We start from the raw sequence: 14,428 nt of genomic DNA on the forward strand, positions 1-14,428 counted from the left end.
CTGTGGGTTTCCGGTATCACACCGATCTAGTTAAGCTTCTTCAGTTCCACTCAACGCCATTTACACAAGCGTTTTCATATGCACGACCGCACACCGCGCCACCTCCCCGAAGCGTGAAGGCGAAAGTATGCACCTGAAGACGACCCAGCGACCCGGCTGGAACCCCTCTCGCCTGCGCGAACACCGCGAAGCCCACGGCCTCACGCTGGAGGCCGCAGGCGAACGGCTCCGCCAGGCCGCAGGCCGCCACGGTCTGACCGTGCCCGCCGCGAACTTCCAAACGCTGTGGGGACATGAGCAAGGAAGCGTGTTCCCCGGACCGCATTACCGGCGCGCTTACTGCCTGCTCTATGAGGCCACCGAACCCGAACTAGGGTTTCGTCCCCCTCTGCCCGGTGAATCACAGAAAGCGGAAATCGTGATTTCCGATTTGCCTACGCCCGCCGATCCCGCAGCCGACAACGCCGCCGCCCAGGTCATCGAGGAGACGTTCACCAAGGTCTCCGTCGGCGGCATCGAGTCCAGCGACTCCCCGCCGGGACTGCTTCGTAGCCGGGTGGTCGATGCCTGGCGCCGACGCCACGGCGCAGGCAACCCCCGCCCTATCCTTACCCTGGTCGGCGGGTACGCCGGATCGGGCAAGACGGAGTTCTCCCGCTTCCTGTCCGACATCACCGGATGGGCGTTCCTGGACAAGGACTCCCTGACCCGCTCCATCGTGGAGCGGCTCCTCGTCTCTCTCGGTGGCGACCCCAACGACCGCCACACCGACCTGTATCTCAAGGAGGTCCGCCCCCTGGAGTACCGGTGCCTGATGGAGACCGCGTGGGACAACCTCAACGTCGGCACCTCGGCCATCCTGGCGGCCCCGTTCATCACCGAACTCAAGGACGAGGCATGGTTCGCCCGCCTGGAGAACCGGTGCGCGGCCAAGGGAATCGATGTCGCGGCGATCTGGGTCCGCTGCGACCCCGAGTCGATGCGCGAGTACATCGAGTTCCGCGGAGCCGCCCGAGATGCGTGGAAGCTGAGCAACTGGACCGAGTACGCCGCAGGCTTGAACGTCGAGGCCAGCCCGCCCACCGCACACGTCACCATCGACAACCGACTCGGCGCCGCGATCAGCCTTGCCGACCAGACCCGCGAAGCCCTCAAACGGATTCTCACGTGAGCCCGCAGGGAGTCGTCATCTACGGGCCGCCCGCCAGCGGCAAGGACACCATCACCGCAGCCCTCACCCGCTTGGACGCACGGTTCACGTTGCTGCCCAAACTCAAGGTCGGCACCGGCCGAGCCGACGGCTACGAGTTCATCAGTGCCGAGCACCTGGACAAGCTCCGCCAGGCGGGCCGACTGATCGCTGAGACCCGCCGCTACGGCAACGTCTACGCCATCGACCGCCAGAGCATCGAAGACCGCCACGCCGCCGGCTACGTCCCCGTCGTGCACATGGGCAACCTCGACGACCTGCGCCGCCTAATCGGCCGAACTCCGGATTCCTGGCTGCGCGTCTTGTTGTGGGTGCCGCGAGAGGTCACCGAACAGCGATCCCGAAGCCGCGGCGACGTCGACACCCCCAAGCGGCTGACCGCGTGGGATGAGACTCTCACCGACCTGGAGACGAGCACCGACGCCGGATTCTTTCATCTGCGTCTGCACACCGACCGTCTGGGAGCCGACGCCGCAGCCCGCGAGATCATGGGTGCCTACGATCGACTTCGGTGGGCCGGTTGTCCTCAGCCGCAGGAGTGCCGCCCTTGAGGCGAGCCTCCACCTCCGCCGGGATCAGATCGAGCCGCCACCAGGTGTCGCACTGTCGACAGCGAGCGCCATCGGGCAGAGGGTTCGGCCGGGTCCACTCCACGTCATCGTGAGGGCAGTCCGTCTCGGTGGCGTAGCTGCGGGCGCATTGCTCAGCGGTGACCGACTCGTTCATTGTCACGATCAGCGGCGCGTCTCCCTGACCGCGCCCGCAGTACGGGCACACCGGCGGTGTCTCGTTCAGCCGGGCCTCGATGCGGCGCTGTTCGTCGGCCAGCTGGAGGAGTTCCTCGGCCGTTTCGGCGACCAGATGCCCGGTGAGCCCGGCGAGCATCTCCTGTTCGGTCAGTACGCGGTCGGGGTCGCGGTGCGCGGCGAAGACGCCCCAGCCACTTTTTTCAGTCCGCCACCCCTCGATCACCGGCCCACCGGCCACCGCGGGCAGCGGCCAGGCCAGAAACCGGTCAGCACTCCGTCCGGGCATCGCGCGTCCTCGTTTCCGTTCCGTTTGAGCCGGGGGCGGTGTGGTGAGGCGTGACGGCGCCACCCCTCCCAGAGCCAACGCCGTCACGCCCGTTCAAGGGAGCACCCCGCCCCGCTGTGCGCGCCTGGGCCACAGCAGCACGGGGGACTGGTTGAACAAGGTGGTGATGATGGAGCCATCGCGGCAAAACGAGCAGGACACCGACAGTAGGAACGTCGGCGGTCTCCACCAACGGCCGCCGCCGCCCAAGCGCTCCAGTTCGGTGACGTGCCCCCACACGAGATCGACCCCGCGAGGTTCGCGCTCGTAGTCGTCACCTCGGACCGGAGTGATCCGAAACGGCTGGTCGTCATCGCGCTCGAAGGCCAACCAATCCCCGAGGCGAAGATGCTGCGCAGGCCGTACCAACCCCCCGACAACCACCCCAGGCGAACGAGGCGGCCACACCAGCGATCCCGCACGTCGGTCAGGCGCCGTCACAACGGATACCCCGCCCTCGATGCAGGCTCCGGCTCCGGTAGCGGGTGAGACTGCCGCAACTCCGCATACCGCAGGGCAACGCGGTACGCGGCCCGCTCCGGTTCGGCCAGCGGGTGACGGGCGTAGACGGGACGACGCTGGCGAGGGTTCCAGCCGGTACGCCACCAGAACTGATCCCCGCGACACCACACGATCAGATCCACCCAGACCGACACGAGCGCCAACCCGTACCCGTCATGCACATCGGCCACGATCCCGTGATGGCTCAGAGTGTCCCGGAGTTCCTCGGCAGCGGTCAGCGTCACGTCGCCCGGGGAGAGCGCGGTCACCTCCCGCCCCTCTGCTGTACTGGTCATCGCGTCGTGTCTCATCACGTTCCCAAGGTCGAGAGCATCGGGTACAGACGGCCGAGTCGAAGCCCACGCACCTCAGGGACCTCATCGACGACTACGCGCACAGCATAGGCAGGCATCATCACCCCTGCCTACCCCTCAACACTTTTTCCTACCCATCACGGCCGGTACGCACCGTAACGTCTCTTGACCTGGGGCTACCGGTCGCTTCCTATTGTTTTTCGTGTGATCCACTTCCGGCCTGATCAGCCCAAGTCAGAGCAGGTCCTCAACGAGATCCGCCGCCGCATCCAGGCCGGCGACTACAAGCCCGGCTATCCCATCCCGGGCGAACCCCGCATGGCGGAAGAGTTCGGGATCGCTCGACGCACCGCCCGCAAGGTGATCAACGCCCTCATCGCCGAGGGCCTGGTCTACACCGTCAGGAACAGCCGAATGAGAACTTTCTCCACGGCTTTAAAGGCGGCCCGCTGCGCGGTCCGCCGGGCGCGCCGGGCGGCAAGCGTGCCCGGCTGCGGCTCTTCGGCCGGTCCGGGCACGCACCGCCCCGCGCACCCGAGGGCCAGCAGAAGCCGCCAATAAGACAGCGAGAGTCGCTCCCTATGGTCCTCGTCATGCCAACTGGGCGCTGGCCACCTGTCACCTGTCCCGCCGGACACCGTCACGGAGATCTCTCGACTACGGCATGCCGAGAACATCCCCCTGGTCGTACGGCTTCCCAGCAAGTTCCCGCCGTCCTGGCTAAGCTAGGGGTGGGCCATCACACCGATAAAGGTTCCGATCGCGCTGTGGCTGGCCACCGCACGAGGTTAAGGGCGATCGAAGGTCCAGGGCTCGTTCCTCACCCCGGCCCACCGCGCGACCAGGGCTGGCATGCGCACCCCGCTGGTGCCAGAGACTAGGCCCCATAGGATGTGCGGTTGTGCAACGGCTTGCGCTCTTCGACCTGGGCAACACCCTCATCGACCCAGACCAGGCGTCCCGAAGGTGGGTTGCAGAGTTCGCCGAAAAGTGTGATCTCGGGGATGAAACGGTGGAGTAGTTGATCGAGCTGGACCGGTCAGTTCATCCGTATTGTGAAGTGTTCTTCACCAGGGTCCGCGAGTACTTCGGGCCGCCGGATTCGGTAGACGCCCTGTGGAGTCAGCACCGCAAGCGCATGTCCCACCTTGTCTACTGCCACCCCGAAGCCCTCTACGGACTTACGCATCCAACCATGCCCGCTCAATCTTCCAGTAATTTCAGTGCGTGAAACAACCGCGCAAGCTCTGGATTGGACTCAGCGAGCCGCCATAGATCGAGTTCTAGGAGTCGCTCAGCAACCTTCGGCGGCTCTGGGCGCCGACGCTCTCCCGGCAGAATAAGTCCGAGGGCAGTTTCAAGATCTGGTTCAAGGATAACGAGTGTAATCCTTGGTCCTTGGGTAGTGACGGCAGGGGAAATAGCTCGTTCCAGATCGAGTCGGACCTCTGCTGGCATACCGTCGCCATCAGCGATGATCACTATCTCTTTGGCTTCGGGAAACTGATTGAGCTGCACTTGCGCTACAAGCGGAAGATTGAGTCGCCCCATCGCGGGAATAACCGAGATCATTTTTTCGGCGTAATACTTACGCGCCAGAATGGAAATGATACGCGCATCATAGTGGCCTTCAACGATAACAATCAGCTTTTGTGATGTCAGAGTTTGGGCGGCTGGATCTGGCAAAGGAACGTAAGGTGTTCCTTCTTCTGCAGCTGCCCGGAGCTTGAAGTCGAGCGCTTTCTCGATTCCGACTCCGTTAGGCCGGGCTACCTTACGCATGTCGCTGCCATCGAACAGGATTAGATTCAAGGTCTTGCCCGCCACAAGAGCATCGACTGCATCATTTGAGTACCCAGCCATGCTAATGAACACCCCAAGCGTTCCGATCAACTTCCCGTCGACTTTGCCGCGGAATTGGTAGAGCGTCGATGCGGGAACGGGGTCTCTGGTCCACTTGGCTTCAAGCAGCATTGGCCTGCCATGATGAAGAAAAGAGCCGTCGATCTCTTCTCCTGTCGGCCTGTATCGGGTTCTCGGCTGCATGCCAGCCGCTGCGAACATCATGTAGAGCACTTTCTCGAACTGGTTGCCCCGACGCTGCTTATCGGCGCTGCTACTGTTGTCAGGCATAGCGTCAAGAGTCGCAAACAAAGCCTGCCAGACGGCATTGTGGCTCCCAGTCACGCACCCTCCCCTTTACTGAAGGCTACCGATCTTACATGGGTCGAACCGATTGGGATATCCGTTTCGTACGCTATTCTGTGGGGCATCGGAATCAGTGAGAAGTGATGTGGGACGTTCGCAGGCGTAACCGCTGATCATCGGCGAGATCGAGCTGTCTTCGCAGGTGACCACGTCACGGGTCGGAGGTCACCCAGTTCTACGAGGGCAGGGCACATCCAGGGCACATGGGCGCGAGAAGCAATGCGAAACAACGAGAACCAGTGAACGCTAAAAGCCCAGCTCAGAGTGCCTTCTAGGAGATCACCGCAGGTCAGTCGTCATGGCGGATCAGATCTCGATGTTCTAACGTGATCGGTTTCACCGACACCGTCGATGAGACCGCGAATGTGGCTCCATGGCCAACTCACCGTCCACGATGGACTGAAGGAAGTCGGCCTCTGCGGCCGGTCCTATCCGTGACTCCAGCAGCCAGCAGACTTCCGCCAGTACCGGTCCAGGCAGGATCAGCGGTCCCGGATGGGGTTCGAGGAGATCAAGGCAGCGCCGCCGATCCCGAAGAGATCGCTTACGCCACCGCCGTGGCAACCGCCCAGCTCAACGCCCGTGCCCCCGTGGGCCTGGGGCCGTCCAGCTCCACGCCCTCGTCAACGCCGATGCCGACGCCGTTTTACCTACATGCTTTAAGAAACGTCGCACTAGGTTACCGAGCGGCAATGATGAGAGGGGCATGCTGGCGATCAGGCATAGCCGTCGGCGGTCGCGCCGGCCTGACCATCCTTGTCGAGCATATGCTTAATTCGTAGCTTCTTCTGCAAGGCGATGAACTCCCGCTCGTGCCCTTCAGGGATCCGTACGACCGAGGCCATCCCACCGCCTTCTGGAAGTTCCTGCCAGCCCTTGGGCCAGATATTCGTCAGTAACTTTACCGCGACCCTGGCCCCGCTAAGATTAAGGTCCTCCTCAGGGGCCCGCACATCCGAGAATTTGACGAGGTCGCCAAACTCCGCCAATTCGAAGGTTGTGTCCTTAAAATCCACGTGCGCGAATATCGCATCCCAGGCCACCTTCAAAGAGGTGAAGTCGGCGGAACACAGAAACGACGAGCCATGGAACGACAGTGCGCCGCGAAAGTCGCAGGACACGAAGCTGGCATGCTTGACGAAGCGGCAATCTATATAGTGTGCGTCGTACGTGAAAACGGACCTGCCGAAATAGGATGCACCGCGAAATGATGCGCCTGAGAAGGAGGCGGCTCCGTGTATTTCGCTTCCCGAGAAGTAGAAGTCGCCGTTAAGCTGTGCGCCGTCAAAGGACACATCTTCTTCGATAAAACTGTCACTCAGCCATGTGTCACCGATGAACTCCGCGTTCTTGAAGCTCGCCGACGTGACGTGTGCATGGCTCAAATCGAGGTTCTTCAGCAGCGCCTCTTGCAGGTCGATCTTCATACCCTCCCAGAAGGCGGGGGGCGGTTCTTGCCTATGCTTTCGGTCAGGCCAGGTGATGTGGCGAGCGATAATGCCTTGTGCCAGGATGTGCGCGTCATCCACGTCTCGCCGTCGGCTATCATTTCTCAGGTAGCGGCACAGTGTGGAGATGACGTTGCGCCTCATGACGGTCGAGTTCTCGCCGACTTGTTCCAGCATTTCCAAGGCCCCTGAACGTACTTGTACGTCGTTATTGGCGAGAAGAGGAATAGCCTGGAGATATAGAGTAGCCGCCGACCTGGACTGCGCGACATTTTCGATGTTGCCAATTCCAAGAAACTGAGCCCTGACTCTTTCCATGGATGGTTGGTCGAGGATTGCTATCAGTCGCTCGATATGGTAGATCTCGCATGGCACCTGTGTGTTGTCGAGCAAATCTTGACGTTCCGACAACGTCAGCTCTTGATTCGTTACAAAAGCCACGCCGCATGCACCATTCTTCAGTGCTCCAGCAATATCTGACTTGAATTTACTTTTTATTTTTGCGAATGGCCGCTGACCGCGCGGGAAATAGACGGCCATGATCCACTTCTCGCCCCCGCGCTGCATGGAAGCGTCCATCGTGCCGTCGGGACCACCTAGTGGATGACTGGGATCGAGTCTTTCAAAGCCTTCATGCAGCATCACCTGTGCGGCTAGGCGCTCCGATGGAGCCTGGCCAGATGTCCACATAAGCAGTCTGTGCCACGTCTCGTCCCAACGCTCAGCCATGAGTACATTGTGGACTCATCTGGTCCGGAGAATCATCGGGCCTCGATCTATAACCTCTTCGGTCGCCGACCCTGGCATCCAGCTCTGACGCATGGTCACACGCCGACGGCTCCTGTGACACGTTGCTGCCGCCTCTTCCGTGAGTCTCGGTCTGGCGCGCCGCTTCCGTGCTCGGGCCTGGCGGCCCTGCGCTACGGGTCGGCTTGTCACCGAATTACCCGGGGTTCGCGCCGCTCAGACGAGGTGGCACGCTGGCCCGCAGATAAGGTGACGGCCTGCAGCGCCTTGTCCTGTTTGACCTGAACAACACGCTCATCAACCTAGATAAGGCATTCCAGCTCCGGGCAAGGGAGTTCACTGACGAACACGACCCCGGCCCCGCGACAATCGACTGGCTTACAGCATTGGACCAGGCTGGGTATCCCTATCGAGAGATCTTCTTCACCAAGGTGCGGGAACACTTTGTCCTTGCGGAGCCGCTACCGCCAGCGCATGTCGTAACTCGTTCGCTGCCGTCTCGAGGTGATGGACGGGCTGTTCCAGCTCCGCGCATTCGGCTGGAAGGTGGCCGTCGTCACCAACGGAACGGCGGACAATCAACTCGGCAAGACCCAGCGGACTGGGCTGGCCGAGGCCGTCGACGCCTACGCCCTCTCCGGGCTCGAAGGCATCCGTAAGCCGGACGTCGGCCTGCTGGGTTTTTATTCAAGATGCTTTGGGCGACCCACAGCCACTCAGGAGGATAATTTCCGGAATCCCATCAGAGATAAATTGGCTCACACCTGCGCCTTTTTTCGCATTTTTAACTCCGACCAACTCCATTACTTGAATTATAGATTTATTTCAGGAGGACAGTGGGGGTGCCCTGCGCGCTGAACCTCGGTATACGTCAGAGGCGTACCGTCGTTCGGATACGTCGATCTTGTCGTAGGCGGCTTCCATCAGGTCGACCTCAAGGGCGTCCGCGAGTTGCACGAGGTAGTTCAGCACATCAGCCAGCTCTCCACGGATCCGGCCCAGGGTCTCAGGGTCTGGGCGCCGGGACTCCTCGGGAGTCAACCACTGGAACTCAGCCAGCAGCTCTCCTGCTTCGCCGGCCAAGGCCATCGCCAGATTCTTCGGGGTATGGAACTTCTCCCATTCACGCTCCGCACCGAACCTGCGAAGACGCCCAGCGAGTTCCTCAAGTTCTGTCGCCACAGGTGCCGACTTTACTGCCCCTGCCGTCATTAGAACTCGCAATCGATACCCGCAACAGGAGATGACGTAAACCGACAATTGTCGGTAGACAGCGTTACGGTACGTCTCACACCACGCATCACCTCCGTCTGGATGGCGCCACTTTGTGAAGGAGCGGCTTTCGTGGCCTCACGCTGTCTGTACCGGGCAACCGCCGGTGACCTCGCCAACGTCATCTCCGCAGGGCATCTCATCAGGGAGCTCAGGCGGAGCTTCGATGAACTGATCGGCGGCAGGTTGGACGACAGGGAGGTCGAATCCTGGCGCAACAGCATCCCGACGGTCGTCGAGTTGCTGCTGGAGGCGGGCTTGGCCGAGGTGCAGGTGCTGGTGGAGTTCAAGATTCCGATCACCGACGTGCGCATGGACCTGGTGCTGGTCGGGTCCCATCCGGGCAAAGGACGGATGTCGGTGGTCGTGCTGGAGAACAAGCAGTGGGAGTGGGTGCGGCCGGATCCGGGCTCGCAGATGGTGCACGCTCCCGGGGCACCCAGCAGCAACCCGCGGCTGCATCCGGTCAGGCAGGTCTGGGACTACCGCCAGGTCCTGATCGACTACATCCCCCTGCTGAAGCAGTCGGCCGAGGTCTCCTGCATTGTCAACATGCACAACGCCACCGGTGAGACCCTGGCGACGATCCGGCCCTCCGCCATGGGCCTGCAGTGCGATCCCATCTATGCGCGGATGTACGGCAAGGATCACCGCGAGCAGTTCAAACGCGCTCTTCGCACCGCCCTGGCCCCCGAGAAGGCGGGCCACTACACCCAGGAGCTCCTGGAGGCTCCGGTGCTGCCGACCGGAGGCCTGATGGCGGTGGTCAGCGAGAGCGTCTGCCGCCGGTCGGTCTTCCCGCTGCTGGATGAGCAGCGGGAAGCCTACGACTACGTGCGAGGCGCGGTCACCAGAAGCAAACAGGGCGCCCCCAAGGAGGCCGTCGTGATCGTGGGCGGTCCCGGCACCGGCAAGAGCGTGATCGCCGTCGAGCTGTTGGGCGCCCTGAACCGCCACGGTGTGCGCGCCGTGCACGCCACCGGCAGCAAATCCTTCACCCAGACCCTGCGTGACAACGTCCAGAAGGTCGACCAACGGGCACGGCGCAGTTTCTCCTACTTCAACAGCTACACCCACGCCACCACCAACGACCTGGACGTCCTGCTGTGCGATGAGGCCCATCGGCTGCGCGAGACCTCCCGCAAACGCGACACCCGCAACGGGTACGACGACAACCGACAGGCACCACCCCAGGTGCAGGAGCTGATCAACGCCGCACAGGTCCCGGTGTTCCTGCTGGACGAACACCAGCTGGTCCGCCGCGGCGAGGTGGGCTCCGTCCAACTCATCCACGACACCGCCACGGCGATGGGAGTGAAGGTCCACCAGATCGACCTGCGTCACCAGTTCCGCTGCGGCGGCTGCCCCGAATACGTCACCTGGATCGAGAACCTTCTGGGCCTGGGCTCGCAGCAGGGTCCGCAGCGGTGGCTGCCGCTGGACACGTTCGAGCTGTACGTGGCCCGCACCCCCGCCGTGATGGAGAACTTCCTGCGGACCAGGCTGACCCAGGGACACACCGCTCGCATCGCAGCCGGCTTCTGCTGGCCCTGGAGCGAACCCCAGCCCAACGGCGCCCTGGTCAACGACATCAAGATCGACGACTGGCACCGCCCCTGGAACTCCAAGGCCGACCGTACGGTCAACGGTGTTCCCCCCTCCAGCCTGTGGGCCACCGACCCGGCCGGCTTCGGCCAGGTCGGCTGCATCTACACAGCCCAAGGATTCGAATACGACTACGCGGGCGTCATCTTCGGAAAAGACCTGACCTGGACCGAACAGGGCTGGAGATCCGACCGCAGAGCCAACGAGGACGACGCAGTCAACGGTGCCCCCCGCTTCCACCAGCTCGTGCGCAACACCTACCGGGTCCTGGCCACCCGCGGCATGCGCGGCGCCGTCCTGTACTCCGAGGACCTCACCACCAACCGCCTGTTCGCCAGACTCGGCGTGCCCGTCCTACCGGAGTAACGACCGCTGGAGTCGTCCTCGCTGAGTGACGCACCGTACACGAGCCTCATAGCTCGCTGGTCGAGAGGCTCGTTCCCGTCGTCCGCAAGCGGCACAGCGGGATGTTGTGGCCTCGCGCGGTTCAGGCGGTACCGCGCGATGGCCTTCTGCGGCTCTACTCGCCTTTGGCCGCCTTGATCCACTTCGTGAACTCCCGGACCAGGTCCAAGATGAACGCCCGTCCCGCCTGCCGGAACGGCAGACAGAGCCACACCGGCAAGGACAGCACGATGATCACTAACATCGGTAGGACAAGGACGGCGACGATGAACGCGCGTTGCCAACGCGACAAAGGCATAAGCATGGGTGGTCCCTCAGACGACCGAAGACAGGGGAATCCCCACCAGGGACGTGGGGCAGATCCGTACAGGCGACTACCGCACAACCAGCTAGGAGAGAGGGGGGAACCCCTTGACGGCCTCGGCCCGATGGAATGCGAAGTACTTGTCGCTGTCGGCGTTGTGCTCGACACATCGCCGACCGGCCAGCTCGCGGGTGAGCTTCCCCACGTCCGACAGGTCGCTCTCCGGAACCGACGAGCGGATGAACCCCTCGCTGTCGACGTAGACGTAGCCGCACTCGAACAGGGCGTCGCAACCTGCCAGGCAGGCGACCATCACATTGTTCAGGTCCAGCCGCTCGGTGTAGGTGGCGCGCGAGCGAAGCTTGATATGTGCCAGGCGCACTAATGGTCGGGGCAGAGTGCGCCCACACAACGCGCAGGTCAGCAGGGTCCGCTTACCGAACTTCGCGCCGCGTAGCTTGTGCTGTTCCCGCCGGCCGAGCATTATCCTGACCACGTCTGTGGAGCCGTCGATCGTCAATGGCTCACCGGGCTTCGAGGCATCCTGCGGGTCGGTCTCCTGACGCGTTGCCGCGAGTGCCAGCACAGCGTCCGAACTGCTGAGAACAGCGGTTCCCTGTTTGTTGGCCGACATCCGGAGTGCTTCCATGGCGTCGGCCGCCAGCATGGCTCCGGTCACGTCGGTGTCATCGCTGAGAATGTCGACGTCCACCCGCTCCGGATAGACGCCATCAGGCCAGACCTGTGAAGCGTCGGTGTACAATGGCCGGGTGATCTGACCGACAACGACCCGCTGCAGGTGCGCGTCGCGCCATCCGTTCGCGGCGACGCGGCTGTTGGGACCGCGATGCCCAAACAGGAGGTAGTCGCCTATCTCAAGGGAGGCGACGATCTCTCGGCCGCCTGCCTTGTCTAGGGTGGCCGAGTGCCATCCCCAGATGCCGTTGTCAATCCCGATCGTGAAGTTGGTGATCGAGTTACGGGGAACGTAGATGTATGCAGTCTTGCTCATTGAGCAGACTCCTTACTTTGCGCTTCCGGAGAAGCGAAGCAGGCGCTGCGGCGGTAAGCGGGTAAGGCTGATGAGCCGCAGCAAGGTGATCATTACCTTACCGCAGACAACACATCACAACCATGCCTGACCGGTGTGGCATCAGACCATCGCGGCTCCTCCTGCGACGAACCCTGCATCGCAACTGTCCGTCAAACTGGATCAAGCTCACCTGTGCCGATCGGTCGAATTTTCTGACGGCCTTCAGGAAGGTACTCACACCGAAGAGTGGGAGTCTCCGCGTCTAGAGCAACTCGCAGCCGAGCATCTCGAGCCGATCCGGTTCGACCACAGCGTCGCAGGAGTCCAACGTCCCAGGAACGACAAAACTGCCATGACAGGATGCGCGAGCTACGAACTGCACGAATCGGATGTTCGCACCCAACACCTGACCCCGAGGCTAGCTCATAACACACAGGGCTCCGCAAATAGAACAAAAAGTACAGATCGCCAGCTTTCTCCTCGCAATTTTTCCATCCGTGGGCGTAGGCACGCGCGAGGGCAAGAATCGACTGGTCAGGGGAACGTCATCACACGCATGCACCACATGCCGCCTCTCGGATCGAATCGGGAGTCCGCGTCTCGCCACCTGCCCGGTTGGACATCCGGCCATTTCCAGAGAGCCGTTCACGTTCCTGTCTAAGCCGGCCGGCGGGAAATCGCACATGTTCCCGTGACCTTTAGCTGCGCCCAGAAGACCTAACCGAAAAGTAACGGTCTGATCACCAAAGGCGACAGGCCGTTAAATGCCAGTACTCTCGCCTAGCCTCTTGTTAGTGGTGAGCGTGCGAGGAGGACCAGAGCGAAGGATGACGTCATCTGAGCCAGACGGGGAACTCCTCGACCCGTGCGCCGAAGATCTCATCGAGTCGCTGCGTGCCTTCGGCTATGACCTGCCGACAGCGCTCGCAGACCTGGTCGACAACAGCATCGCCGCAGGAGCGCGAACCGTTCGGACGACATACTCCTCGGACCGGGGCTCTGCCTGGGTCGCCGTAATGGACGACGGTCGCGGCATGAGCGAGGAAGAACTCCGTACGGCCATGCGCTTCGCCCGGAATCCCAATGCCGAGCGGGCAGCCGGAGATCTGGGCCGGTTCGGTCTGGGACTGAAGACAGCCTCTCTCTCCCAGGCCAGGAAACTGACAGTCCTCACCAGAGATGCCAGTGGCATCCTGTCGACACGCACCTGGGACATCGACCACGTGACCCTTCACCGTCAGTGGCGAGTCATCACCGAACTCGACGACGAGGCGCGGAAGATCGCCGACCGGCTGGAGTTCACCGGCCAGGGGACGTTGGTCCTGTGGAGGAACACCGACAAGCTCGGAGAGGGCCCCTCCCTCCCCCGTCGCATCAACGAGGCAGGCAGGGAACTGTCGCTGCTGTTCCACCGGTTCATCGAACGTGGCCGGCTGGAGCTTCACGTCGGCGGCCGCCAGCTGACCGCCATGGATCCGTATCTTCGAAGGCATCCGGCCACCCAGGACCGGGGTGTGGAAGACCTTGACCACCACGGCCACAGGGTTCGACTGAATCCCGTGGTCCTCCCTCACCCCTCACGCCTGACCAAGCAGGACGCCGCCCTGGCTTCCGGCCCCGGTGGGATGTTGGCCCGCCAGGGGTTCTACGTGTACCGAGGAGACCGCCTGGTGGTGGCCGGAGGCTGGCTCGGACTGTCAGGTATGCACAACTCCCAGCCCACCAGGCTGGCCAGGCTGTCGGTCGAGATCTCCCCCGGTGCCGACCTCTCGTGGGAGGTGGACGTCAGAAAGTCCACCGTTCGTCCGCCGTCCGTTCTGGAGGCGCGCATCGTGGAGATCGCGAAGGATCTCCGTGCACGCTCCGAACGGGTCTTCACCCACCGCGGGACACCGACCCCGGGCTCTCGCGAGCAGAGAGATCTTCAGGTGGTCTGGCAGCGGGTGCGTCGGCTCGGGACCTCGGAGTACACCGTGAACCGCAGTCACCCACTGGTGGCCGCCGCGATCTCCGGCCCCGGCGGGAACGCCATCGAAGGCGTGCTCCGAATGATCGAAACCACGTTTCCTGTGAGTCTCGTCGCTCAGGAAATCGCCACCTCTGCCGAAGCAGAGGAGACCGTGACCGAGCAGGCTCCGGACATCGAAGAGATTCTGGCCCTGTTCCGCTCGATGCTGACCGGGCTGCCCGCCGATCCCGAAACACGACTTGTTCTGATGAAGGCGCTCGCGAAGGCAGAGCCCTTCAGCAAGTATCCCGGTCTCGTTCAGGAGATCGTCGAGTCAGAGACGTCCAAGGAGAACTGAC

The 14,428-nt window shown here is 62.6% G+C and carries 13 protein-coding genes; 6 read left to right on the forward strand and 7 right to left on the reverse strand.

What is annotated here, in order from left to right; all coding sequences use genetic code 11:
* Positions 1-418 precede the first annotated feature (418 nt).
* Both ACWD3H_RS14580 and ACWD3H_RS14585 read left to right on the forward strand, forming a co-directional pair.
* On the forward strand, positions 419-1,171 hold the full coding sequence (locus ACWD3H_RS14580; RefSeq protein ID WP_451955298.1) for an AAA family ATPase: 753 nt from the start codon (positions 419-421) through the stop codon (positions 1,169-1,171).
* The gene (locus tag ACWD3H_RS14585; RefSeq protein ID WP_451955299.1) at positions 1,168-1,761 is read left to right on the forward strand and encodes a guanylate kinase; all 594 of its coding nucleotides are present in this window, start codon (positions 1,168-1,170) and stop codon (positions 1,759-1,761) included. Before ACWD3H_RS14580 ends, ACWD3H_RS14585 begins: the two co-directional genes overlap by 4 nt.
* Here the strand turns inward: ACWD3H_RS14585 and ACWD3H_RS14590 are convergent.
* Both ACWD3H_RS14590 and ACWD3H_RS14595 read right to left on the reverse strand, forming a co-directional pair.
* Positions 1,697-2,245 carry a hypothetical protein gene (locus ACWD3H_RS14590; RefSeq protein ID WP_451955300.1) on the reverse strand — a complete coding sequence of 183 codons (549 nt, stop codon included), beginning with the start codon at positions 2,243-2,245 and terminating at the stop codon, positions 1,697-1,699. The two genes, ACWD3H_RS14585 and ACWD3H_RS14590, sit on opposite strands and share 65 nt — an antisense overlap.
* 476 nt (positions 2,246-2,721) lie before the next feature.
* A complete protein-coding gene (locus ACWD3H_RS14595; protein WP_451955301.1) occupies positions 2,722-3,081 on the reverse strand; it encodes a hypothetical protein in 360 nt (119 codons plus the stop codon).
* Positions 3,082-3,264: 183 nt separating this feature from the next.
* On the opposite strand from ACWD3H_RS14595, the gene ACWD3H_RS14600 reads away from it, so the two are divergent.
* Positions 3,265-3,660, forward strand: a complete 396-nt coding sequence (locus ACWD3H_RS14600; RefSeq protein ID WP_451955302.1) for a winged helix-turn-helix domain-containing protein — start codon at positions 3,265-3,267, stop codon at positions 3,658-3,660.
* A gap of 642 nt (positions 3,661-4,302) precedes the next feature.
* Here the strand turns inward: ACWD3H_RS14600 and ACWD3H_RS14605 are convergent.
* Together ACWD3H_RS14605 and ACWD3H_RS14610 are read right to left on the reverse strand one after the other, a co-directional pair.
* On the reverse strand, positions 4,303-5,232 hold the full coding sequence (locus ACWD3H_RS14605) for a restriction endonuclease (RefSeq protein ID WP_451955303.1): 930 nt from the start codon (positions 5,230-5,232) through the stop codon (positions 4,303-4,305).
* Between the two features lie 791 nt (positions 5,233-6,023).
* On the reverse strand, positions 6,024-7,484 hold the full coding sequence (locus tag ACWD3H_RS14610) for a pentapeptide repeat-containing protein (RefSeq protein ID WP_451955304.1): 1,461 nt from the start codon (positions 7,482-7,484) through the stop codon (positions 6,024-6,026).
* 525 nt (positions 7,485-8,009) lie between these two features.
* Here ACWD3H_RS14610 and ACWD3H_RS14615 point away from each other — a divergent pair.
* Positions 8,010-8,360, forward strand: a complete 351-nt coding sequence (locus ACWD3H_RS14615; RefSeq protein WP_451955305.1) for a hypothetical protein — start codon at positions 8,010-8,012, stop codon at positions 8,358-8,360.
* On the opposite strand, the gene ACWD3H_RS14620 is transcribed toward ACWD3H_RS14615, so the two are convergent.
* Complete coding sequence (locus tag ACWD3H_RS14620; protein ID WP_451955306.1) at positions 8,328-8,684, reverse strand: nucleotide pyrophosphohydrolase; 357 nt, start codon at positions 8,682-8,684, stop codon at positions 8,328-8,330. The two genes, ACWD3H_RS14615 and ACWD3H_RS14620, sit on opposite strands and share 33 nt — an antisense overlap.
* A gap of 162 nt (positions 8,685-8,846) precedes the next feature.
* Here ACWD3H_RS14620 and ACWD3H_RS14625 point away from each other — a divergent pair, with 162 nt between their 5' ends.
* Entirely contained in the window at positions 8,847-10,745 is a 1,899-nt protein-coding gene (locus ACWD3H_RS14625; RefSeq protein ID WP_451955307.1) for a DUF2075 domain-containing protein, read from the forward strand.
* A gap of 154 nt (positions 10,746-10,899) precedes the next feature.
* Here ACWD3H_RS14625 and ACWD3H_RS14630 read toward each other — a convergent pair whose 3' ends face one another.
* Together ACWD3H_RS14630 and ACWD3H_RS14635 are read right to left on the reverse strand one after the other, a co-directional pair.
* A complete protein-coding gene (locus ACWD3H_RS14630; protein ID WP_451955308.1) occupies positions 10,900-11,028 on the reverse strand; it encodes a hypothetical protein in 129 nt (42 codons plus the stop codon).
* 145 nt (positions 11,029-11,173) lie between these two features.
* The gene (locus ACWD3H_RS14635; protein WP_451955309.1) at positions 11,174-12,100 is read right to left on the reverse strand and encodes a hypothetical protein; all 927 of its coding nucleotides are present in this window, start codon (positions 12,098-12,100) and stop codon (positions 11,174-11,176) included.
* Between the two features lie 785 nt (positions 12,101-12,885).
* Here ACWD3H_RS14635 and ACWD3H_RS14640 point away from each other — a divergent pair.
* On the forward strand, positions 12,886-14,427 hold the full coding sequence (locus ACWD3H_RS14640; RefSeq protein WP_451955310.1) for an ATP-binding protein: 1,542 nt from the start codon (positions 12,886-12,888) through the stop codon (positions 14,425-14,427).
* Position 14,428 lies beyond the last annotated feature (1 nt).

The organism is Streptosporangium sp. NPDC002607 (assembly GCF_053592655.1).

Bases quoted from the DNA above. Each gene is read 5' to 3' on its own strand.
- ACWD3H_RS14640 (WP_451955310.1), top strand. From the start codon at position 12,886: ATGCCAGTACTCTCGCCTAGCCTCTTGTTAGTGGTGAGCGTGCGAGGA.
- ACWD3H_RS14590 (WP_451955300.1), bottom strand. From the start codon at position 2,245: ATGCCCGGACGGAGTGCTGACCGGTTTCTGGCCTGGCCGCTGCCCGCG.
- ACWD3H_RS14635 (WP_451955309.1), bottom strand. From the start codon at position 12,100: ATGAGCAAGACTGCATACATCTACGTTCCCCGTAACTCGATCACCAAC.
- ACWD3H_RS14610 (WP_451955304.1), bottom strand. From the start codon at position 7,484: ATGGCTGAGCGTTGGGACGAGACGTGGCACAGACTGCTTATGTGGACA.
- ACWD3H_RS14630 (WP_451955308.1), bottom strand. From the start codon at position 11,028: ATGTTAGTGATCATCGTGCTGTCCTTGCCGGTGTGGCTCTGTCTGCCG.
- ACWD3H_RS14615 (WP_451955305.1), top strand. From the start codon at position 8,010: ATGGACGGGCTGTTCCAGCTCCGCGCATTCGGCTGGAAGGTGGCCGTC.
- ACWD3H_RS14605 (WP_451955303.1), bottom strand. From the start codon at position 5,232: ATGCCTGACAACAGTAGCAGCGCCGATAAGCAGCGTCGGGGCAACCAG.
- ACWD3H_RS14595 (WP_451955301.1), bottom strand. From the start codon at position 3,081: ATGACCAGTACAGCAGAGGGGCGGGAGGTGACCGCGCTCTCCCCGGGC.